Origin of the sequence: Flavobacterium terrigena (assembly GCF_900108955.1) — a bacterium.
Lineage (GTDB): Bacteria > Bacteroidota > Bacteroidia > Flavobacteriales > Flavobacteriaceae > Flavobacterium > Flavobacterium terrigena.
This window is the reverse complement of the sequence record NZ_FNYA01000003.1, coordinates 150383-174932: the sequence shown is the minus strand read 5'-3', so window position 1 is coordinate 174932 and position 24550 is coordinate 150383. Positions and strand designations below refer to the sequence as shown.

15 protein-coding genes are annotated in these 24550 nt (G+C 33.9%); 4 read left to right on the top strand and 11 right to left on the bottom strand.

Annotation, left to right across the window (positions count from 1 at the left end; genetic code table 11):
* Positions 1-97 precede the first annotated feature (97 nt).
* The 10 genes from BMX42_RS07330 to trhO form a co-directional block, all read right to left on the bottom strand.
* On the bottom strand, positions 98-1264 hold the full coding sequence (locus BMX42_RS07330; RefSeq protein ID WP_091311387.1) for a class I SAM-dependent rRNA methyltransferase: 1167 nt from the start codon (positions 1262-1264) through the stop codon (positions 98-100).
* Positions 1265-1353: 89 nt separating this feature from the next.
* The gene (locus tag BMX42_RS07325; protein WP_091311384.1) at positions 1354-4404 is read right to left on the bottom strand and encodes a M4 family metallopeptidase; all 3051 of its coding nucleotides are present in this window, start codon (positions 4402-4404) and stop codon (positions 1354-1356) included.
* Between the two features lie 197 nt (positions 4405-4601).
* Positions 4602-8096, bottom strand: coding sequence for a M4 family metallopeptidase (locus tag BMX42_RS07320; protein WP_091311381.1), 3495 nt, complete (start codon positions 8094-8096; stop codon positions 4602-4604).
* 281 nt (positions 8097-8377) lie between these two features.
* Positions 8378-12325, bottom strand: coding sequence for a GEVED domain-containing protein (locus BMX42_RS07315; RefSeq protein ID WP_091311379.1), 3948 nt, complete (start codon positions 12323-12325; stop codon positions 8378-8380).
* 161 nt (positions 12326-12486) lie between these two features.
* The gene (locus BMX42_RS07310; protein WP_091311376.1) at positions 12487-13146 is read right to left on the bottom strand and encodes a CoA transferase subunit B; all 660 of its coding nucleotides are present in this window, start codon (positions 13144-13146) and stop codon (positions 12487-12489) included.
* A gap of 2 nt (positions 13147-13148) precedes the next feature.
* Entirely contained in the window at positions 13149-13850 is a 702-nt protein-coding gene (locus BMX42_RS07305) for a CoA transferase subunit A (RefSeq protein WP_091311373.1), read from the bottom strand.
* Between the two features lie 8 nt (positions 13851-13858).
* Positions 13859-16180 (bottom strand): penicillin-binding protein 1A, encoded by a 2322-nt coding sequence (locus BMX42_RS07300; RefSeq protein ID WP_091311370.1) that lies wholly within the window; start codon positions 16178-16180, stop codon positions 13859-13861.
* Positions 16181-16190: 10 nt separating this feature from the next.
* A complete protein-coding gene (locus tag BMX42_RS07295) occupies positions 16191-16679 on the bottom strand; it encodes a gliding motility lipoprotein GldH (protein ID WP_091311774.1) in 489 nt (162 codons plus the stop codon).
* Entirely contained in the window at positions 16669-17823 is a 1155-nt protein-coding gene (locus BMX42_RS07290; protein ID WP_091311367.1) for a PSP1 domain-containing protein, read from the bottom strand. The genes BMX42_RS07295 and BMX42_RS07290 overlap by 11 nt, the downstream gene beginning before the upstream one ends.
* Positions 17824-17997: 174 nt before the next feature.
* Positions 17998-19368: an oxygen-dependent tRNA uridine(34) hydroxylase TrhO gene (gene trhO, locus BMX42_RS07285; protein WP_091311364.1), complete on the bottom strand. Its 1371-nt coding sequence runs from the start codon at positions 19366-19368 to the stop codon at positions 17998-18000.
* Between the two features lie 158 nt (positions 19369-19526).
* Between trhO and recA the strand changes: the two genes are divergently transcribed.
* From recA to BMX42_RS07265, 4 genes are all read left to right on the top strand, one after another.
* Positions 19527-20531: a recombinase RecA gene (gene recA, locus BMX42_RS07280; protein WP_091311362.1), complete on the top strand. Its 1005-nt coding sequence runs from the start codon at positions 19527-19529 to the stop codon at positions 20529-20531.
* Between the two features lie 93 nt (positions 20532-20624).
* Positions 20625-21032, top strand: a complete 408-nt coding sequence (locus BMX42_RS07275) for a hypothetical protein (protein WP_091311359.1) — start codon at positions 20625-20627, stop codon at positions 21030-21032.
* Between the two features lie 6 nt (positions 21033-21038).
* Entirely contained in the window at positions 21039-21581 is a 543-nt protein-coding gene (locus tag BMX42_RS07270) for an RNA polymerase sigma factor (RefSeq protein WP_091311357.1), read from the top strand.
* Positions 21582-21672: 91 nt separating this feature from the next.
* Positions 21673-23448, top strand: a complete 1776-nt coding sequence (locus BMX42_RS07265; RefSeq protein ID WP_091311355.1) for an outer membrane beta-barrel protein — start codon at positions 21673-21675, stop codon at positions 23446-23448.
* A 140-nt stretch (positions 23449-23588) separates the two neighbouring features.
* Here the strand turns inward: BMX42_RS07265 and BMX42_RS07260 are convergent, their stop codons facing one another.
* Positions 23589-24329 (bottom strand): lysophospholipid acyltransferase family protein, encoded by a 741-nt coding sequence (locus BMX42_RS07260; protein ID WP_091311353.1) that lies wholly within the window; start codon positions 24327-24329, stop codon positions 23589-23591.
* Between the last annotated feature and the right edge of the window lie 221 nt (positions 24330-24550).

The following is a 24550-nucleotide window of genomic DNA, read 5'->3' as shown; positions in this document are numbered from 1 at the left end:
GGTTTCAGTCACAGTTTTCAGTTTTAAAAAATAAATACAAAAAAGCCCAAAAATAATTTTTGGGCTTTTTTATATACTGAGACTGCGACTTTAAACTTTATTCCACAAACAACACCAATCCTTTTAAGTAATGTCCTTCTGGATGATAAATATTCGTTGGATGATCTGGACCTTGTCCTAATTTGTGTAACACTCTAATGTTTCTTCCAGATTCGATGGCTGCTGCCGCAACAGTATTGTAAAATAATACATCATCAATTACTTGCGAACAAGAGAAAGTGAATAAAATTCCATTTGGTGCTAAGGCTTTTAAACCAGCTATATTTAAACGTTTGTATGCTTGAGTTGCAGTATGTTTGCTTTTGATGCTTTTCGCGAAAGCGGGCGGATCTAAAACAATCACATCATATTGTTGGGTGTGTTCTCTCATAAAATTAAACACATCATCAGCCACAGCGGTATGATTCGCTTTTGGAAAATTTAATTCCATATTACTTGCGGCTAAATCGACTGCTTTTTGAGAAATATCAACCGAAGTTACTAATTCTGCTCCAGCGTTCATCGCATAAATGGAAAAACCACCCGTGTAACAAAATGTATTTAGTACTTTTTTACCTTTTGAAAATTCGCCTAATAATTTTCTGTTTTCACGTTGGTCTAAGAAGAAACCTGTTTTTTGTCCTTCTACCCAATTCACAGAAAATAAAATGTTGTTTTCTCTAGCAACTGTTTCTGATTTAGTTCCGAATAAGAAATAATCGGTTCCTGTATTTGGTAACGTTCCTGAACTCTTACAATAAATCGTATCGCAATGATTCGGAAAGTTAGATTGAATCGCTTCAGCAATTTCTTTCATTTGAAGAAAAACTCCTGTTGAATGGGCTTGAATTACCCAATTTTTATCGTAATAATCAATGATTAATCCAGAGATTCCATCACCTTCTCCATGAATCACACGGAATGCATTAGTTACTTCAAAATCCAATAATTGTGTACGTAAATACCAAGCCGATTGCAATTTGTCTTTCCAAAAAGTTTCTGAAAAAACTTCCGTTCCAAAAGTTAAAATACGAACCACGATACTTCCTTTATCACTGAAATATCCTGTTCCTAAATGGTTGTTATCTGAATCGACTACATCAACCATTTCACCATCATTCAATTCTTGTGTAACGGCATAAACCGCTCCACTGAAAACCCAAGGATGACGACGTTGAATAGATTTTTCTTTACCTTTCTTTAAAATTACTTTTGGAAAACTCATTGCTTATCTTTTTTGCAAAATTACTTTAACTTAATGGAATAAAAAAACGCCTCGAAATTCGAGACGTTTTAATAAACTAAACTAAAAAATTACTTTTTAATGAATTTCTTAGTGATGGTTTTTTGACCATCATTCATTTCAAAAATGTAAATACCAGAATTTAAATTAGCAACATAGATTTCTGATTGATTTACGTTTCCGCTTTTCACTTCTTGACCCATTAAATTATAGATTTTATAAGAAGCTTTTCTGTTATCCTGTAAAGAAACTTTCAATACATTCTCTACTGGATTTGGATAGATGTTGAAATCATAAATATTAGATTCATTTGTAAATTCATTAGTAGCAATTCCAGTAACACTAGATCCACCAATATTTACAGTATAATCTTCCACTTCTCCGTAAGTAAAAGTTTCACAAGCAGTTGGTGCTGCATTGTATTTCATTGAAACTCTCATTCTTGTTGTTCCAGCTAAAGCTGTCGTTGGTACATTTACTGTTCCTGTTAAGTTGGCACTACTTGAAGAAGATCCAGATTCCACTTTCTCTGAGATTTCAAATATTCCGTTTTTATTAAAATCGATCCAAATAGCCCAATATTCTGTGTAAGCTAAACCTGTAAATCCGGCACTCACAATAATTGGATTGTTACCATAAGAAAGATTTCCTACAAGATTAGTGAAATTACCATAACCACCATTTGCTCCAGTAGCATTTGAAATTCCACCTATTGATACATAATCAATAAATTCGTCAGCAACACTATTTCCTCTTGAATTACAATACGTAACTGATGTAGATGAAGTTGTAACATTAACTACATTACTTGATGCAGAGATATTTCCAGCAGCATCTTTAGCTTTTACAGAGAAAGTATAAGCAGTTGCAGCAGTTAAACCTGTAGCAGTATAGCTAGTTCCTGTTACTGTTGTAACTAAAGTTGATCCTCTGTAAACATCATATCCAGTTACACCAACATTATCTGTTGAAGCTGTCCAAGATAAATTTGTTGAAGTTTGTGTAGTTCCAGAAGCAGTTAAACTTGTTGGGGTTGTTGGAGCTGAAGTATCAGCAGCTGGTGCTAAAGTAGTTACATTTACTACATTACTTGCCGCTGAGATATTTCCTGCAGCATCTTTTGCTTTTATTGAGAAAGCATACGCTGTTGAAGCAGTTAATCCAGTTACAGCATAAGTTGTAGTTGTAACAGTTGCTTTCAACGTTGTTCCTTGGTATACATTATATCCAGTAACACCTACATTATCAGTAGAAGCTGTCCAAGATAAATTTGTTGTTGTTTGAGTAGTTCCTGAAGCCGCTAAACTAGCTGGAGCTGACGGGGCAATGGTATCAGCTGGACCAACATAAGCAGCTCCAATTCCTACTGCGTAAAATGCATTTGTTGTAGCAATAACCTCAGCAGAACCTGCGCCGTATAAATCGACAGCAGATTGAATTCCATATGTTCTTGCATTTGCATAGGTAGAATTTGAAGTTAAATAAACACTTTCAGTACGGAAAGCAATTTGGGCTGCTTTATCAATTCCAATACCTGTTACATTAAAAACACTTCCTATATCATTTGTTCCTGATTTTCCTGTAGTTAAAATATAAAACCAGTGGTTTAACACACCTGAATTATAATGAACACCACAATAGTCATTGCTTTGTGTTGGTGTACCACAATTTACATTTTTCCAATACGTACCTCCGTAAGTGTCTGGTTGTCCTTCAACGTTTGGATTACTCATTGAACGTAAAGAAGCATGTCCTGATCTTCTTTCGATATCTTCACCTATTAACCAAGTTGCTTTATTAGGTGCAGCACGAAATTCCACACAAGCTCCCCATATATCAGAGAATCCTTCATTCATTGCACCTGATTCTCTTTGATAAGCTAAATTAGCTGTACTGCTACAAACAGCATGACCAATTTCATGACCTGTAACATCAAGAGCAGTTAAAATATCGAAACCACCAGTTCCAGATCCATCACCATAAATCATGGCACTTCCATTCCAAAATGCATTGTTCTGATCATTTGAATATCCAGCAGCAACTAAATCAACATGTACATAACTTTTCATTTTTGCACCCGCATTATTATAACTGTTTCTTCCGTGAACAACAGACCAATAATCATATGTCATTTCAGATCCCCAATGTGCATCTAAAGCTCCATTGTCTTTGTTCGTATTATTATATTCTGCTGCTGTCCAGTTATTATCAGCATCAGTAAAGTTTGTAGTGCCAAGCGTACCTGTTCTGTTACAGTTATAGGTTTGAATTCCGCCTCCACGAGTAACATCCGACAAAATATAAGATGAACCACTTAATGTTGTTTGAATTGGCTGTGATCCACTATAACGAGTAGCAGCAGTTCCAGCCACCACCGCATTGGATTCTTTTTTAGAAAATGGTACAGCTGCATGAGTATCTCCTTTACAGTTGCTATGTTCTCCTAAATGTTTGATAGTTGCATTGTAAAATAAAATTTCTCCAGTTACTGCATCAACATAAACATCTCCTCTACTCATAGGTGCTGTTGCATAAATGTCAAATTTATAAGCTAAACGCACATTGTCTGAAGTTCTTTTTTCGCCTTGCTGTTCCATAGAAGGCAATAAAACTAGTTCGCCTTGTGGCTTTACATACTCCATACTTTCAGCACTAACTTTATCTTCCCAAAGGTATTTTGTTGCGCCAATTTGAGCTAATGCTTTATTAAAAGCTACTTCTGCCGAAATTGAAGGAGTTGTAATTACATTATTCAATTTGTAAAATTCACCGCTCATAGAGGTCAACTTACCATTTTGAGAATGGATCGTGTAAGTAGCGAATTCTACTTTTATTCCCTGGTGGAATAATTGAAATTTTTCGTGTGTAAAACCCAGTTTATCCGATTCTGATTTTAATCGTGAAAAACTTTGGTTTTGTTTTAATCCTAAATGTTCTTGGAAAATTTTTTGAAAATCTGAGCTTTTATACGCCGTGTTTTCTTTGAAAGTAATTAAATTCGGTAGGCCATTTTCACCATGGCTTTTTTGATTTACATTTTTATCTGTTTCCTGAGCGAAACTAGATAACGCAAACAAAGACAATACAAATGCCGAAGTTATGCTACGGTAGTGATTTCTCATAAATTAGTAGGTTAAATTGGTTAATAATTGGTTTGTTGGGGAAAACAAATGTAATTAATTGTTTTTTAGATGATTAACTTAAATAATCCTTAAGTTAACCTTAAAATTTCCTAAATCATAAACCCGCTACAACTCTAACATTAAGCATAAAAAAACGCCCCGAAATTCGAGACGTTTTAATAAACTAAACTAAAAATTTATTCTTTAATGAATTTTTTGGTAACCGATTTTTGTCCATCATTAATTTCTAAAATATAAATTCCAGAATTTAAACTAGAAACGTTTAACACGTTATTTTCGATACTTCCCGTTTTTACAACTTGTCCTAAATAATTAGTAACTGAATAGTTTAATTTCGAATCACTATTTGTTTCAATATTCAAGACATCTCTAGTTGGATTTGGATATAAAGAAAGTGTTGTTAAAACTTCATTTGAATTCGTTTCTGTAATAGCTGAAATTGGAGTTCCTGCAACAATATTCACAGAATAATCTTCTACTTGTCCGTAAGCTAATGTTTCACATGAAGTTGGAATTCCGTTGTATTTCATAGAAACTCTCATTCTTGTTGAGCCTACACTAACTGTTGTTGGAACTGTGAAAGAACCCGTTGCTGTAGTCGCTGTAGAAGTTGCTTTTGAAAATACTAATTCGCCAGCATCTGTAAACAATCCGTTTTTGTTGTAATCAATCCAAACGGCATAACCTTCGCTATAAACAGTTGATGTCCATGAAGGTGTGATTGTAATTGTATTGGCTGTCCCTGTCGTTAAATTAGTAGATAAAGCGGTAAAGTTTTCATAACCAGCAGTTCCAGTTGAAGGATTATTAATCGTTCCTACTTGAACTCTACCAATTTTTTCATCAGATGTATTGCTACTAGTAGAAGCACAATAAGTTACTGAATTTGATAATGTTGTTACATTCACTACATTACTTGCAGCAGAAATATTTCCGGCTGCGTCTTTCGCTTTTACAGAAAAAGTATAAGCTGTTGCAGCAGTTAAACCTGCTACTGCATAAGTTGTTCCAGTAACTGAAGCTTTTAAAGTTACACCTTGATATACATCGTATCCAGTTACACCAACATTATCTGTTGAAGCTGTCCAAGATAAATTTGTTCCTGTTTGAGATGTTCCAGAAGCAGTTAAACTTGTTGGAGCAGATGGCGCAGTTGTATCTACAGTCCCTGTAGTTAAATTAACCGTATAATCTTCAACTTGTCCGTATTGAAAAGCTTCACAAGCTGTTGGAATTCCGTTGTATTTCATCGAAACTCTCATTCTTGTTGAACCCGTAATTGCTGTTGTTGGAACAGTAAAACTTCCAGAAGCTGGAGTTGTTGTAGCGGCTGCTTTACTCCAAACTAATTCACCTGCATCGGCAAAATCTTTATCGTTGTTATAATCAATAAACACAGCATAACCTTCTGGATAAGTACTTCCTGTCCAAGTTGGTGTTACTGTAATTGTAGTTGAAGCGCCTTTAGTAAGGTTAGTCGAAATTGATGTGAAATCTGTATAACCAGTTCCACCAGTTGAAGCGTTGTTGATTGTTCCTATTTGAACTCTACCAATTAATTCATCGGCAACACTACCACCTTGAGAAGCACAATATGAAGCTGTAGCGGCTAAAGTCGTAACACTAACTGCATTACTTGAAGCAGATAAATTTCCAGCTGCATCTTTTGCTTTCACTGTAAATGAATACGTTGTAGAAGCAGTTAATCCTGAAGCAGTGTAAGTAGTTCCAGATGCTGTTCCTAATAAAGTAACTCCACTATATACATTATAACCCGCAACCGCAACATTATCAGTTGAAGCTGTCCATGATAAGTTAGTTGAAGATGAAGTTGTTCCAGATGCCGCTAAACTAGCTGGTGTAGATGGCGCTACAGTATCACCTGAACCTGCGTAAGCCGCACCAACACCTACTGCATACCATGCATTTGTTGTAGCAATAACTTCAGCAGAACCCGCTCCGTATAAATCAATTGCAGATTGAATACCATGTGTTCTGGCATCAGCATATGTTGAATTAGCGGATAAATAAGCTGTTTCTAAACGATAAGCGATTTTACCTGCTTTTTCAATTGTAATTCCAGTTACGTTGAAGGCATTTCCAATATCATTTGTTCCTGTTTTACCAACAGAAAGAATATAGAACCAGTGATTCAATACTCCTGAATTCGTGTGAACACCACAGTAATCATTACTTTGTGTTGGAGTACCACAGTTTACATTTTTCCAGTAGGTTCCTCCATAAGTATCTGGTTGACTTTTTGCATTTGGATTAGAGAAAGAACGAATTGGCCCACCAATTTCTTCAGCCAATACCCAAGTTTGTTTTGTAGGATCCGCATAATACTCCACACAAGCAGCCCAAATATCTGAAAATCCTTCATTCATCGCACCAGATTCTCTTTGGTAGGCTAAATTTGCAGAATAAGTACAGATAGCATGTCCTATTTCGTGTGCCGCTACATCAACAGAAGTTAACGGTTGAAAAGATGTTCCGTCACCATAAGTCATTCTTGAACCATCCCAAAAGGCGTTGTCATTATTTGAATAGCCATATTCAACTAAGTCAAAATGTACATAACTTTTAATTTTTGCTCCAGCATTATCGTAACTGTTTCTATTGAAGGTTGTTTTAAAAAAATCGTATGTTTTTTCGGCAGCCCAATGTGCGTCTAAAGCTGCATTGTCTTTAGCGGTGTTGTTAAATTCAGCAGCCGTCCAATTATTATCAACATCTGAAAAATCGACCGCATTATTATAATTAATACCCATTTGCATGTTGTAGGTATCAACTCCTAATCCTCTTGTAGCGTCTTTAAGTTTATGACTTCCACTTGTTAGAGTTGTTTCAATAGATCTTGATCCACTATAACGTGTTGCAGCAGTTCCTGCTACAAGTAAAGAATTGCTATTGAAAAGATCAGAAAATTTAGGTTTTTCTATATTTTTAGTAAAAGCTTGTTTCGTAGTTTTTGTGCCATGCGCATGTTCTCCTAAGTGTTTAATTGTTGCGTTATAAAATAAAACTTCTCCCGTTTGAGCGTCTACATACACATCTCCTCTACTTGCAGGGCTAGTGGCATAGATGTCAAATTTATAAACTAGTCTTATATCATTTGAAGTTTTTGATTTGCCTTCTTCCGGCATTAATGGTAATAATAGTAATTCACCTTGTGGTTTTTGATATCCAATCAAATCGGCTTCTGCCTGATTTTCCCACAGATATTTTGAAGCTCCAATTTGACGAGTTGCTTTATTAAGTGCAACTTCAGCAGAAATAGCTGGTGTTATATTTATTTCTCCAATGTTATAAAATTCACCGCTCATTGAAGCCAATTTGCCATTTTTAGAATGCATGGTATACGTGGCAAATTCAACTTTTAAACCTTGATGGAATAATTGGAATTTTTCATGTGTAAAACCATCTCCATCGGATTCTGTTTTAATTTTAGAAAAATTTTGGTTTTGTTTTAGACCGAGTTGGTCTTTGAAGATTTTTTGAAAATCGGAACTTTTATAAGTCGATTTTTCACTAAATGTGATTAAACTAGGCAAACCATTCTCGCTATGGTTTTTCTGTTTTACATTTTTGTCTGTTTCTTGAGCTGATACAGACAGCGCAAATAATGACAATGCAAATACCGAAACAATACTGTTTAAAGGTTTTTTCATAATAGATTTGTTTTAGTTGGTTAATAATTAAATCAATTGGTCAGATTGATTTTTTAAATTTGAAATTATTTTATAATTCACTCGTAACAAGTATTTTATAATTGAAATTTTTTCTAGGTTATTCAAATTTAGGTGTAAGACAAAAAAACAGGTAAGGATTTCCCGTAAAAATTGTTAAAATTTATATTATAATTTAATTATTATGTTATTTTTATAACAAATGAGAGAATAAAAAAGGCGGAATTAATATCCCGCCTTTTTAATTATTTAAAAAATTTATATTATTTCTTTACAAATTTCTTTGAAACTGTTTTTTGACCATCATTGATTTCAAAAACATAAATTCCATTGTTAAGGTCACTCACATTAATATTTCCTTTAGTCGAAAATTTCCCTTTTCTTACTTCCTGACCCATCAGATTTACAATTCTGAAAGACACTTCACGTCCATCTGCCGTTGCAATATTTAATTCACTTTCTGTAGGATTCGGATATAAAGTTAAATCATAAATAGACGATTCGCTTCCTATTTGCTCTCCAACTTCTGATTGAGGTCTAGCTGAAACTCCAATATTTACTGTATAATCTTCTACTTCTCCATAAGTAAAAGTTTCACAAGCAGTAGGTGCAGCGTTATATTTCATCGAAACCCTCATTCTAGTTGTTCCAGCTAAAGCCGATGTTGGTACCGTAAAAGTACTTGATAAATTAGCACTACTTGAAGACGATCCAGAAGCTACTTTTTCTGTAGTTTCGAAAGTTCCATTTTTGTTGTAGTCAATCCACACCGACCAAAATTCTGTATAAGCAGATCCAGTGAAACCAGTACTGTAAGTAATCGTATTTGAACCATAAGGAATATTTCCTACCAAGTTTGTAAAATTACCATAACCTGCGTTAGCTCCAGTTGTATTTGCGATTCCACCAATTGCTACATAATCGATAAACTCATCTGAAACATTATTTCCTTGGGAAGCGCAATATGTTACTGTATTTGATAATGTTGTCACATTTACCACATTGCTTGATGCAGAAATATTTCCAGCAGCATCTTTCGCTTTTACAGAAAAAGTATAAGTTGTAGCCGCTGTTAAACCTGTAACTGCATACGTAGTTCCTGTAACTGTAGCTTTTAATGTTGCGCCTTGATATACATCGTATCCAGTTACCCCAACATTATCTGTTGAAGCCGTCCAAGATAAATTCGTTGTAGTTTGTGTTGTTCCTGAAGCTGTTAAACTTGTTGGAGCGCTTGGTGCAGTAGTATCTGCAGCTGCATTGATTAGATTAACGGTGTAATCTTCCACTTGACCGTAATCAAAGTTTCCACATGATGCTGGAATTGCGTTATATCTCATCGACACTCTCATTCTAGTTGCACCAGTTGTTGCAGTTGTTGGAACTGTGAAAGATCCTGAAACTGGAGTAGTTGAAACGGCTGCATTACTCCAAACTAATTCTCCTGCATCAGCAAAATCTTTATCGTTGTTGTAATCAATCCAAACCGCATAACCTTCTGCATAAACTGAGCCTGTCCATGTTGGTGTAATTGTAATTGTAGTTGAAACACCTTTCGTAAGGTTTGTTGAAATTGATGTGAAATCAGTATAACCCGTTCCGCCAGTTGAAGCGTTGTTGATTGTTCCAATTTGCACTCTTCCAATTAATTCATCAGAAACGCTATTTCCTTGTGAGGTACAGTAAACAGAAACCACAGCTAATGTTGTTACATTGACCACATTGCTTGAAGCTGAAATATTTCCAGCTGCATCTTTTGCTTTCACAGAGAATGAATAAGCAGTAGAAGCTGTTAATCCTGCTACGTTATAAGTTGTAGTAGCAACAGTTCCTAACAAAGTAGTTCCTTGATATACATCGTATCCAGTTACTGCAACATTATCAGTTGAAGCAGTCCAAGATAAATTTGTTGTAGTTTGTGTAGTTCCTGAAGCTGTTAAACTTGTTGGAGCACTAGGAGCAGTTGTATCTGAAGCTGGTGCTAATGTTGTTACGTTAACTACATTACTTGATGCTGAAATATTTCCAGCTGCATCTTTAGCTTTCACAGAGAATGAATAAGCTGTTGATGCTGTTAATCCTGTAACGTTATAAGTTGTAGTTGTAACTGTCCCTAATAAAGTAGTTCCTCTGTACACATCGTATCCAGTTACTGCAACATTATCAGTAGAAGCTGTCCAAGATAAATTTGTTGTAGTTTGTGTAGTTCCTGAAGCTGTTAAACTTGTTGGAGCAGATGGTGCAACTGTATCAGAAGATCCAGCCGTGATTGTAAAATTAGCATTTGAAATATCGTAGAAAATATGTCCGCTACCTCTTACCATGATTCTGTTTTGAGTACCAGGAGTATTAGGAATTGTAACAGCTTGTGTTCCGTCATTTGGGGTTGCAGCTAATAAAGTAACCGGATATGTATTTCCTCCATCAGTAGATAATAAGATATCAACATTGGCAGCATTTACGCCATTTGCAGTAGTTCCTGCAACATTCCAAGTTACTGTTTGAGAAGTTCCTGCTACATAAGAAACAGCAGTGTTTGGTGAACTTACCGTGAAAGGACCAGCAGTTCCATTAACTGTTATTTTTACATTATCAGTAGCGTGTTGACCAGCTCCTGCTCTGTTATCTCTTACGGTTAAAGAAAAATCCATTGTTCTAGCAACATTTGGAACTACTTCCCAAGTATTTGCAGTATTTCCAGCGATAACTGTTGCTAAATTTGGCATGTATCTATCAGGAGAAGTTGAAGGAGGATTTGATCTGAAATTAGGTCCTGAAGTTGAAGTTGCTACCGGAGGTTGTGTAGAAGTTTCAGGGTTGATTTGTTCCCAGCAATATGTTAATGCATCTCCATTAGCATCCGTTCCAGCACCTTTTAAAACGAAAGGCGTTCCTTTAGGAATTGTAAAGTCGGCTCCAGCATTTGATGTAGGTGCTGTATTTCCACTAGCTGTTTTTACAGCACAACTATTACCAGATCCAGTTATAAATGCTGACATTTCATCTAAACTTTTAGAATGGAAATGTGCATCAGAGTTATTCTGAACGTTTGGAGCACAGATACCAGCATATCCCATGATTGTACTTCCACTACCAGGTTCCATTGAAGCAGCTGAACTACGGTTACAAGCGTTGTTTTGTGTATGATTACCACCAAATTGATGTCCCATTTCATGTGCCACATAATCCACATCAAAAGGATCACCTACTGGAGAACCTTGTCCTGTTATTCCTCTTGCTTTACTAGAAGAACATGGAGAGTATAATTGTGCTAAACCACCACCACCAGTACTAACTGTATGTCCGATGTCGTAATTAGCACTTCCGATTGTTGCATCAATTACAGATTGACTTTCGTCGATTAAAGCATTTGAGTCGGTGTTTGAAAAAGAATCCGATGTGATAAAAATAATCGCATCATTATTAGCAACAAGATTCATTCTTACGGCTAAATCTCTTTCATAAATACCATTAATCCGAGTCATAGTAACGTTCATTGCGGCTAAAACTGCTGCTTTTTTCTGAGCTGTAGTTCCACCACTCAAACCAGCAGCATTAACATGATATGCAGCATATTCTATAGTACAAGCCATAGCCAATCTATAAGTTCTTTTGGTTCCATCAGTTGTTCTTAAGACACTTGTTGACGGTGTTACTGAAGCTGTTTTTTCATGATCATCTTGAACCAAACAACTAAATGCTCTAGAGCTGCTTAAGTCAGAACGTTTGTAAACTATATAATTTTGTAAATCTTTGGTATAAGTATCAATATATGTTGTTCCAGCGTAACCTGAAAGTGTCATCGTGTGAAGACCAAATGATGTTACACTAAAATGAATTGTAGCTGTACGATCATCAATTCCTTGTCCAACATACGATTTGATGTCTGGATATTTTTCGGCTAAGCCAGCTTCCATTACTGGAGATTCGTATACTGTGTATTTTAGTAATTTTCCTTCTGGATTTGGGAAGGAAACAATTAGGCCAGATCCTGTTTGAGCATCCCTTAAAGAGGCATTTTGTAAAACAGTTTTGAAAGCAGAAAAATTTAGGTTAAAAAGCTTAAATGCTTTTGGGGTAGAACCTCTGCCAAGTTTTTCTTGAATTTTTAAGGTTTCTTGATTAACACTTTTCCATAGTTGGTCGGTTTGTCCCTGACTCATTAAAACGGAAAACATAGTCAATAGTAATGACAATAATGTTTTTTTCATAACATAGTAGATTAAGTTAATAATAATTAAGTTTTTTGGGGAAACGTTTACAATATTAACAAAATTTTATGAATTTGTTATATTTTTTATAAACTTTTATATTTAGAAACAAAAAAAGCAGCCAAAAAAGGCTGCTTTTAAAGGGATTATTTATTTTAAATTTATTCTATAATCATCTCTGGAATTTCTCCTTCAATGATTAATTCAGCTTCAGTAGATTGGATAATTTCTTCAACAGAAACGCCTGGAGCACGTTCTAATAATTTGAATCCGTTTGGTGTAATTTCTAAAACAGCTAATTCGGTAACCACTTTTTTCACACAACCTACACCTGTTAATGGAAGTGTACATTTTTTAAGAATTTTCGATTCTCCAGCTTTATTCACATGCATCATAGCCACGATAATATTTTCTGCAGAAGCAACTAAATCCATAGCACCACCCATTCCTTTTACCATTTTTCCAGGAATTTTCCAGTTGGCGATATCTCCATTTTCAGAAACTTCCATTGCTCCTAAAATAGTTAAATCAACTTTTTGTGCACGAATCATTCCGAAACTAAAAGCAGAATCGAAGAAACTTGCTCCTGGTAAAGTGGTAATAGTTTGTTTTCCTGCGTTGATGATATCGGCATCTTCTTCTCCTTCAAAAGGAAAAGGTCCCATACCTAAAACACCATTTTCAGACTGAAATTCAACTGAAATATCTGTACGAACATAATTGGCAACCAAAGTTGGAATTCCGATTCCTAAATTTACATAGAAACCATCTTTAACTTCTTGTGCGATTCTTTTTGCGATTTGATTTTTATCTAATGCCATGATTAACTTCTTTGTCTTACTGTGCGTTGCTCAATTCTTTTTTCAAACTTTTCTCCTTGAAAAATACGGTTTACCATAATTCCTGGAATATGAATTTCGTTTGGATTTAAAGTTCCAGCTGGTACTAATTCTTCTACCTCAGCAATAGTGATTTTTGCAGCACCTGCCATACAAGCATTAAAATTACGAGCCGTTCCTTTGAAAATTAAATTTCCAGCTTCGTCACCTTTCCAAGCTTTCACAATAGAAAAATCAGCTTTATACGCCAATTCCATAACGTGCATTTTTCCGTTGAATTCACGAGTTTCTTTACCTTCTGCAACTTCAGTACCGAAACCAGCAGGTGTAAAAAACGCAGGAATTCCGGCTTGAGCGGCACGGCATTTTTCTGCTAAAGTTCCTTGAGGCGTTAATTCTACATCTAATTCTCCTGAAAGCATTTGACGTTCGAATTCGGCATTTTCACCTACATAAGAAGAAATCATTTTCTTAATTTGACGTTTTTGCAATAGTAATCCTAAACCAAAATCGTCTACACCTGCATTGTTTGAAATGCAAGTTAAATCAGTAACATTTTTTTGTACTAATTCTGCAATACTGTTTTCTGGAATGCCACAAAGTCCGAAACCTCCTAGCATAATTGTTTGTCCGTCTTGAATTCCTTCAAGCGCTTCTTGTACGTTGTTTACTTTTCTTGAAATCATAATATAATTTATAGTCCGTCTATTCCTTCTGTATCTGGTTGTGCATCAATTGGAACTGCAGTTGAATCTACTGCAGTTGAATCTACAACCGCTTTAGGTTCTGGTCCACAATCTACTTTAATAGACATATTTGCTGGTCTTTTAAATGGTTGTTGTGATATATTCAACGTTGGATCTGCTAAACATTTTCGCATAAAAATTCCATAAATTGGTAGAGCCGTTGTAGCACCTTGTCCCATATTGGTACTTTTGAAATGCGCGGAACGGTCTTCGTTACCCACCCAAACTCCGGCGGCTAAATTTGGAACCATTCCAATAAACCATCCATCTGAATTGTTTTGAGAAGTTCCTGTTTTTCCTGCAACCGGTCCTTTAATATTATAAGGTACTCCCGTTAAATAATTTGATGGTGCAGAAGCTGCCCAACGCAAACGAGAACCCGTACCAGATTCGGTAACACCTTCCATCAATTTAATAATTGAATAGGCTACATCTTTATTTACAACATCATGAGATTCTTCTATACCTTGGTAAATTACTACTCCGTTTTTATCTTCAATTTTCGTAATTAATTGTGGCTTGATATACACACCTTCATTGGCGAATGTACTGAAAGCTGCCACCATTTCTTCAACAGTAATTTCCACAGCTCCTAGTGCAATTGCTGGACGATTAGGAATAGTTGAAGAAACTCCTAAATTTTTGGCCATTTCCACAACGGCAGGCGCACCAACTTCGTCAATTAAACGAGCCGAAACCGTATTAATAGAATTGGCTAATGCTTTTTTCATAGAAACCAATCCACGGAATTTTCCATCTGAATTGTTTGGTGTCCAATCTTTATCGTTATTATCACCTTTTAAAATGGTAAATGGCGAATCCATAATCAAATCACAAGGCGATTTTCCTAATCTGTCAATAGCAGTAGCATAAACAAATGGCTTAAAAGTAGAGCCTACTTGACGCGCACCTTGACCCACGTGATCGTATTGGAAATATTTATAGTTAATTCCACCCACCCAAGCTTTCACATGACCAGTTTGTGGCTCCATAGCCATCATTCCAGTTTGTAAGAAATGCTTATAATAAAGGATCGAATCTTTTGGTTTCATGATGGTATCTCTTTCACCTTTCCAAGTGAAAATTTTCATTTTGGTAGGAATATCAAAAGATTGTTTAATTTCTGTATCCGATTTTCCGTTGATACTCATAATACGCCATCTCTCAGAATTTTTCATGGCTGAATTCATGATTTTTTGAGTTTCTTCTGGTGTAATATCTAAAAAAGGAGCAGTCGGATTATCTTTTTGACGACGATTGAATTCTGGTTGTAAATTCGACAAATGCTCTTCAACAGCTTCTTCAGCATATTGTTGCATACGAGAATCGACAGTCGTATAAATTTTTAATCCAGCAGTATAAAGATCAATTTCTTCTCCTTTTTCTTCTTCAATGGCTTTGATGATTGGTTTTAAACTTTCACGTAAATATTCTCTAAAATACGTTGCCGTTCCTTCTGCGTGACTTTCAGGTTTGAAGTTAATTTTTACGGGCATTTTTTTAAGTTGCTCCGCTTTAGCTTCCGATAAATACTTGTTTTTAACCATTTGATCTAAAACCGTATTTCTTCTATTAAAAACTTTTTCTTTTCTTTTTTCTTTTGTTGGATTGAATAATGCAGGGTTTTTTAACATTCCCACAAACAAAGCACTTTCTTCTAAAGTTAAATCTTTAGGTTCTTTACCCATATAAATTTTTGAAGCCGAACGAATTCCGACAGCACTATTTACAAAATCAACTTTGTTTAAATATAATGCAATGATTTCTTGTTTGGTATATTGTCTTTCTAGTTTTGTAGCAATAATCCATTCTTTACATTTTTGAATGATACGAAAAGGTAAAAATTTTGAACCTTCACCGTGAAATAAATTTTTGGCTAACTGTTGCGTAATTGTACTTGCTCCACCACTTCTTCCTAAGCTTGAAATAGCTCTCAAAGTTCCTTTCGCATCTACTCCAGAATGTTCGTAAAAACGTTCGTCTTCAGTAGCCACTAAAGCATCCACTAAGTGTTTTGGTAATTCTTGATATTTTACTGGTGTTCTGTTTTCTTTATAAAACTTACCTAAAGTTACACCGTCAGAAGAAATAATTTCTGTAGCGATATTGGTATCTGGATTTTCTAATTCGTCAAACGAAGGCATTTTCCCGAAAAATCCCCATGATGCTAAAAGAAAAAACAATAAAACGCCACCAAAAGTGTAGCAGAATAATTTCCAAAATTTCCTTACGTAATCTGAATAATTGACTTGGGTGCTAGTAGTTGCCATATTCTATTATTTATTTTCTTTTTTCAATTCTTAATCCTAAATCTGTAATCCCAATTAAATCCTGAACACCTTGTACTTTACCTGTTTGTCTTACGGCATGTTCTACATCAACTGTATATTTCCCTGCTTTTTCAAAACTGAAGTTTTCTTTATACCACAGTTTACTTTCTTTAATATCTGAAAAACCAGTTCCCATTAAAGTTCCGTCGGGATAAGCCATTTGGTATTCTAAAGTATCCACTAAAACTTTTCCGTCTGGTTGATTTAAAGACACAATTAAAAACAAATTATTGTACGGATATTCGTTATTGTTTCTCACATTTAAAAACAAATTATACACACCAGTAGTGTCTTTTTGTTCGAAAGTGAAAGTGGCTTTCTTGTTTTTTTTCCAAGTGCCATCAAATTCTTTATATTCGTCGAAAACTTGATTTTTATCGCAAGAAACTACCATAAAAAACAAGGCAAAACTTAGTATTTTAAAAAAATTATTGTTCATTTTTCTTAAACGGTTTCTTTTTTCTTTTATTATTATTGTTTGATTTTTTCTTAGGTTGATCAAATCGTGTTAAACTATCTTGACCGACTACATTTTCGAATTTTTTCTCAATATTTATTGAAGAAACTTCTTCTACATAATCTTCTAATTGTGCAATTTTTTTACCTTGTTTGTTTAAGGCAACAATTTCTTTTGCTTTATCTGCTTTGATGGTATGCCAATGAGCTGGCGCATTTGCATACGAAAACCACATTAAATTTTTGAAAATATCTATCTTTTGGCAATACGCATCACCTTTATCTGTAAGCAATTTAGTGTCCATATCTGGTAAACCTTTTAGTGCGTCTAAATACGTATCTAATTCGTAATTTAAACAACATTTTAGTTTACCACATTGTCCTGCTAATTTTTGAGGATTTAATGATAATTGTTGGTAACGTGCTGCTGAAGTATTTACACTTCTAAAATCTGTTAACCAAGAAGAACAACATAATTCACGTCCGCAAGACCCAATTCCTCCTAAACGAGCTGCTTCCTGACGGAAACCCACTTGTTTCATTTCTACACGGATTTTAAATTCACCTGCGTATTCTTTAATTAATTGACGAAAATCGACACGATCATTTGCCGTGTAATAGAAAGTCGCTTTAGAACCATCACCTTGAAATTCGATATCAGAAATTTTCATTTCTAATTTTAAAGCAATTGCAATTTCACGAGCTCTAACTTGAATAGCGTCTTCTTTATTTCTTACGCCGTGCCAAATATCGATGTCTTTTTGAGTTGCTTTTCTATAAACTTTAGGAACTTCAGTGTTGTCTTTTACGTTTTTCTTGTTCATTTGAACACGAACTAATTCTCCCGTTAAAGACACCAAACCTACATCATGACCAGATTGTGCTTCAGTAGCAACCACATCGCCAATGCTTAAAGTTAACTTTTCGGTATTTCTAAAAAACTCTTTTCTTCCGTTTTTAAATCTAACTTCAACACAATCAAAAGGCGCTTGTCCGCCAGGAAGAGTCATATTTGCTAACCAATCGAAAACAGTTAATTTGTTGCAGCTATCGGTGCCGCAAGTCCCATTATTTTTACACCCCTTTGGTGCACCACCATCGGAAGTTGAACAACTTGTACATGCCATAATTATATATATTGATCGCTCCTAAATTTGGAACTACTTTGCAAAATTACTTTTGAGGGTAAAGATAGCATTTTTTACCTTAAAATATTGTTATGCGTTTTTAAGTTTTTACAAACAAAAAAACCTGCTGCATAATACTAACGCAACAGGTTTCATTTTCTTATGAATTTGGATTTATATTTTATAAATTTTATCCGATTCTCTAATTTTAAATGGCACGACAAATGTGACTTTATCACCCGATTTTGCTACATTGCTTTCAACACCATTTACAAACATTGTTCCCACTTCAATTTTTTGATTTCCAGTGGTTGGTCCGATGATATAAATCGTGTCGCCTGTTTTTAACTCTTGGTTTTCTATAAGAAATTGACCGACTTGCGCTTTTGAAAAATAATGCTGACCTTTTCCGATATATAACTTTCTTTCTGAGGCAATTTTTCTTTTTCTGATTTGCGTTACCGCTGAAACTTTTATCGGTTTTTGAGCCAGTTCTTCAAAAATATTTCTTTCTGAAGGTTGTTTGAATTTTAAATCTGGTGATTTTCCTTTTTGAAAAATCATGTTTCCATTTTTAACTCCTTTTCTTAATTTTTCTTGTTCTTCTAACGGTAAATAAATTGTTTCAACACACTTTGTAGAACAACAACTTTCCATTTTTTCAGCACAAGAATCACACTGAATAAATAACAAATGACACGCTTCATTCGCGCAATTTACGTGCGTATCACAAGGTTCACCGCATTGATGACATTGTGCAATAATATCATCCGTAATTCTTTCACCCAAACGATGATCGAAAACGAAATTTTTACCAATAAATTTACTTTCTAAACCTTCTTCTTTTATTTGTTTGGCATAATTAATAATACCACCTTCTAATTGAAAAACGTTTTTAAAACCTTGATGTTTGTAATATGCAGAAGCTTTTTCACAACGAATTCCTCCGGTGCAATACATCACTAAGTTTTTATCTTCTTTGAAATCTTTTAATTGCTCGTTGATAATTGGCAAACTTTCACGGAACGTTTCTACATCTGGCGTAATCGCACCCGTAAAATGTCCGACTTCACTTTCATAATGATTTCTAAAATCAACCACAATTGTATTTGGATCATCTAAAATCGCATTGAATTCTCTCGCGTTTAAGTGAACCCCTTTATTCGTTACATCAAACGTTTCATCATTTAAACCATCGGCAACAATTTTGTGTCGCACTTTAATCGTTAATTTTAAGAAAGAATGATCGTCGTGTTCCACTGCAATATTCAATCGAATACCTTTCATAAAATCGTACTTATCTAACGTTTCTCTGAATGCATCAATATTTTCTGCTGGCACAGACATTTGTGCGTTGATTCCCTCGGTAGCGACATAAATTCGGCCTAAGGCATCTAATTTATTCCATTTCAGAAATAAGTCGTTTCTAAATTGTGTTGGGTTTTCAATTTTGGCATACGCATAAAAAGATAGTGTTAATCTTTGACCGGCTTGATCAATTAACTTGGCTCTTTCTTCTGCGCTTAAGGTGTTATACAGTTGCATGCTATAAACAATTAAGTGAGAAATAAATAAGTGAACTCTAATTGGAAGAATTCTGCTGCAAATATAAAAATATTTTTTAAATCTGTAAAAATCAGAAACATATTAACAATGTTTGTTCCGATTAAAAAAATCTGTATTTTTACGAAAAATTTTTTATTATGAGCACGGAAAAAGAAGCAAAATTAAAAGCCTTACAACTAACATTAGACAAATTAGACAAAACTTACGGTAAAGGAACTGTAATGAAAATGGGAGATTCTGCCGTAGAAGAAGTAGAAACCATTTCATCAGGATCTTTAGGTGTAGACATTGCATTAGGTGTAAATGGATATCCGAAAGGAAGAATTATTGAAATTTACGGACCAGAATCTTCTGGTAAAACAACCTTAACTTTACACGCCATAGCAGAAGCACAAAAAGCAGGTGGAATTGCCGCTTTTATTGATGCAGAACATGCTTTTGACCGTTTTTATGCGGAAAAATTAGGAATCGATATTGATAATTTAATTATTTCTCAACCAGATAATGGAGAACAAGCATTAGAAATTGCTGAAAGTTTAATCCGTTCTGGAGCAGTTGACATTGTAGTTATTGACTCAGTTGCAGCTTTAACACCAAAAAGTGAAATTGAAGGTGATATGGGTGATAGCAAAATGGGATTACACGCTCGTTTGATGTCACAAGCCTTAAGAAAATTAACTGGAACAATTCATAAAACAAAATGTACGGTATTTTTTATCAACCAATTGAGAGATAAAATTGGAGTGATGTTCGGTAGCCCGGAAACGACTACTGGAGGAAATGCATTAAAGTTTTATGCTTCTATTAGAATTGACATCAGACGTTCTTCTCAAATTAAAGATGGTGACAATGTTATCGGAAACAGAACAAAAGTAAAAATTGTAAAAAACAAAGTAGCCCCACCATTTAGAACTTGCGAATTTGACATCATGTATGGTGAAGGAATTTCTAAAGTTGGAGAAGTTTTAGACTTAGCCGTTGACTTTGAAATTATAAAGAAAAGCGGTTCTTGGTTTAGTTATGGTGAAACCAAATTAGGACAAGGAAGAGATTCTGTAAAACAATTAATTAAAGATAATCCAGAATTAATGGATGAATTAGAAGTTAAAATTAAAGCTTTACTAAAAGAACAAACAGCGTAAGAAATTAAAAATCATCCATTTGGGTGATTTTTTTTTGATTATGACGCAACCTTTTTGTAATTTTTGCATCTATAAAGTAAAACAAAAAACAAAATGAAAAAAATACTAGCACTTATTGGGGTTTTCTTGATGGTGATTTCATGCGAACCAGAAACCGAAGAAACGAAGATGCATTTAGAGTTACTACCTGTTGAATCTGTAGTAATGCCAACAGAATTTTATGCTAATACAAATAATGATATTATCATAAAATTTTTTAGACCTACAAGTTGTCATGGTTTTGATGGATTTTATTATGAAAAAGATGGATTAACCAGAACAGTTGCAATTCAAAGTGTTGTAATCGAACAAGATAACTGTACAAATTTAACAGATCAGGGGTTAGAAAAAGTACTACAATTCGAACCAACTGAAACGGGAACCTATTTATTCAAATTTTGGAAAGGAAAAGATACAAATGGTGATGATATTTTTGAAGAAATATCTGTTGATGTCCAATAAATATAAATAATGATTGAAAGCCTTCTACATGAATGTAAGAAAAATAATACTCAGGCTCAAGAACAATTGTATAAGCTTTTAGCTCCTAAATTGTTTGCGGTTAGTTTAAAGTATTCGAGAAATCATGAAGAAGCGCAAGATAATTTACAAGAAAGTTTTTTAATCATTTTTGAAAAACTAAAACAGTTTAATGGAAATGGTTCTTTTGAAGGTTGGGCCAAAAGATTAGTCGTAAATTATGTTTTACAACAATATAGAAAACAAGGCGCTTTTTTAGAATTGGTTTCAGATAAAATTCCGAATGTAGAAGAAGTTGAAATAGATGACGAATCTGTAACCATGGAATTTCTATTAAAAATTATTCAAGAACTGCCAGATCGTTACCGCTTAGTTTTTAACTTATATGTTGTTGACGGCTATTCACATAAAGAAATTGCAGAAATGTTAGAAATAACAGATGGCACTTCTAAATCAAACTTAGCAAGAGCTAAAATGATTTTAAAAGAAAAAATACAAAAATATAATACCGCGATTTCAAGAACAAAATAAAATCGATACTGAAACGTGTTTGCGTGAACAAATATCAATAAATTATAAAGCGATACCATTTGTTACCGATAAAAAATATAGTTAAAAACAAATGAAAGAAAACAAAAATATAGAACGCCTTTTTCAGGAAAAATTTAAAGATTTTGAAGTTTCCCCTCCAGATTTTGTATGGGAAAACATTCAAGAGAAATTACATCCAAAAGAGCAAAAAAGAAGAGTTATTCCGTTTTGGTTTAAAGCCACTGGAATTGCAGCTTCTTTCGTTGCCATTGTTTCTGTTGTTTTTTACAATACAAATAGCGACTTTAACAACACGAATACCATCAACACAAATAATAATAATGCAGTTGTTAATTCTGGAACAGCTCAAGAAAATAAAGCTTCTAATCAGAATGTTGAAAACAATACATTTAATACCTCAGAAACAAACACCAATCAAAACGCATCGAATTCCTCATTTACAAATGAAACTGGAAGTAATTCAAAATCCAATTCACTCGTAAATAATGATAATTCAACAAATACGATTTCTAAAGCCGATTCTAAAATAAATAAAGGTGCTGCACAAAATTCAAAAAGTTACAAATCGAATTCTAATTTTGTTACCAATCGAAGCCAAGCAATCGACCAAAATATTTCTTTCAAAAAGAACAAAAGTTATTTTACTACTCCCAATTCTGGAATTGTTACCAACAATCAAAGTCATAGAAATTATAGAAATAAATCTAAAAACGAATCCCAATTAAATTCTAAAATTACTGATTTTAATTTGTCTAAAAATAACAACACAAATTCTGAAATTTCTGATTTAAATTCTTTTAATAAATTTAATTCAACCAAAATTAACACTACTAATTCCGGAATATCAGATTTAAATACTAATACTGATTTCAATTCATTAAAAAATAAAAATTCTGAATTAACAAATATCAATTCTTCTAATCAAACAACAAAAAACGAAAATATTGTTACTGAAGTATTGGCAGATAAGAGCTTAGAAAATTCAAATATTTCAACTGCTATTGTTGCTGTTGAAGACGTAAAAATAGATACTATAGCATTAGCAACAGTTACAACTGAGGAAAACCCGCTGGAAAAATTGCTTCGTGAAAAAGAAACAAAAAAAGTTGTTAATGAAAAAGAGAAATGGAGTAAATGGGCAGTAAACAGTTATGTTTCGCCTATTTTCTTCAATTCTTTTACAAGTGGTTCTCCAATTTCAGATGAGTTTGCTTCCAACGAAAAAACGTTTAATAATTCTACCAGTTATGGTGTTGGTGTCGCTTATGCCTTAAACAAACGTTTTTCAATAAAAACAGGAATTAGCAATTTAAACTTAGATTATGATACCGAAGATATTGCTTTCTATTCTAGTTTTGAAGATCAATCGAAAATTGCAAACACTAATATTGAAAGAAATGCCAACAGTAAATACTTAGTATTAAAACATGAAAAAAATGTTTCTAAAAATACTGTTGAAAATCAGGTAATGCAGTCTAGTCAAAATACAGGAAATTTAAATCAAAGAACACAATATATTGAAGTGCCTTTAGAAATGTCGTACGCTATACTAAACAAAAAATTTGGCGTAGCTATAAAAGGCGGAATGAGTACTTTATTTTTAACAGAGAATGAGATTTCTATAAAAGCTCCAGACGGAAATATGCAAATTGGAAAAGCATCAAATTTAAATGATGTTCACTTTAGTAGTAATGTGGGATTAGGCTTTAGCTATAATTTTATGAAAAATTTTCAGTTGAATTTAGAACCAACATTAAAATATCAGATCAATACATTTAATAAAAACTCCGAAGATTTTTCACCCTATGTTATTGGTGTAAATACCGGAATTAGTTACAAATTTTAAAGTTAGTTATACAGAATTTAGTTAAGTTGTTTCAATTCTTTATTTAGTAAAGTTTGAAGCTGAGAAAGCGCCACACCAATGGCGCTTTTTTATTGCCTCACCCCAACCCGCTCCAAAAGAGAGGGAGAAAGAAGGATTATTTACTTATTATCGTTTTCTAAATCGGCAAAAATAATCTTTCGAACTTCTTCTTTTATATGATGTCTTTCTTCCATCAATTTGCCTTTTGTTTCAATTGGTGTATGAATTTTCGCTCGCATTTTTCCTGGAGTTCCACTAAAAAAAGTATACGAAAAACGTTGTTTATTATCGAAAAAAGTCATCGGAACAATGGGTAATTGATGTTCAATAGCAATTCTGAAAGCGCCATCTTTAAATTCGTCTAATAAAACGCTTTCGTCTGGCACACCGCCTTCTGGAAAAATACAAATACTCAACCCTTGTTGAATTCTTTTTTGTGCGCGTTCAAAAACTTCATATCGGCTTTTGCTACTTTTTCGATCCACCAAAATACAAACGCGTTTATAAATGAATCCGAAAATCGGAATTTTAACCAATTCTTTTTTACCCACAAAAACAAACGGATGCTCTTTTACGGCAATTAGCATCAACATAATATCAGTCATAGAAGTATGATTAGCCACTAACATATAACTTTTTCCATCTTCAAAAATTTCATCGCCTTCAATCGAATATCTAAAACCCATTCCTATTAAAATAATTTTAGCCCAAAGACGTGCAATTTTAAAAAATAACGGATAGGTTTTTTCATTTAAAATAGTCACCAAAATAAAAGGAAATAATACAATAATTGGCACTAACATTAAAATGTAAAACCAAATTCTATATAGCAACCAAAACGGATATTTAAATACTTTCATTTTTCTTTTTTAGAAACACAAATATAACATTTCAAAACAAAACCTCACCCGCTTTCCGTTATATCTGTTACAAATTGCTTTTGAAGTAGCAATTTATAACAGGATGCCACTGCAATCGGGGTTATTAATCACGTTCTCCTTTTAAGAGAAAATAGAAAACTGCGACGGAATACTTTTTACTTTTTACATAAAAACTTACATTTGCAAAAACAAGAAACAAA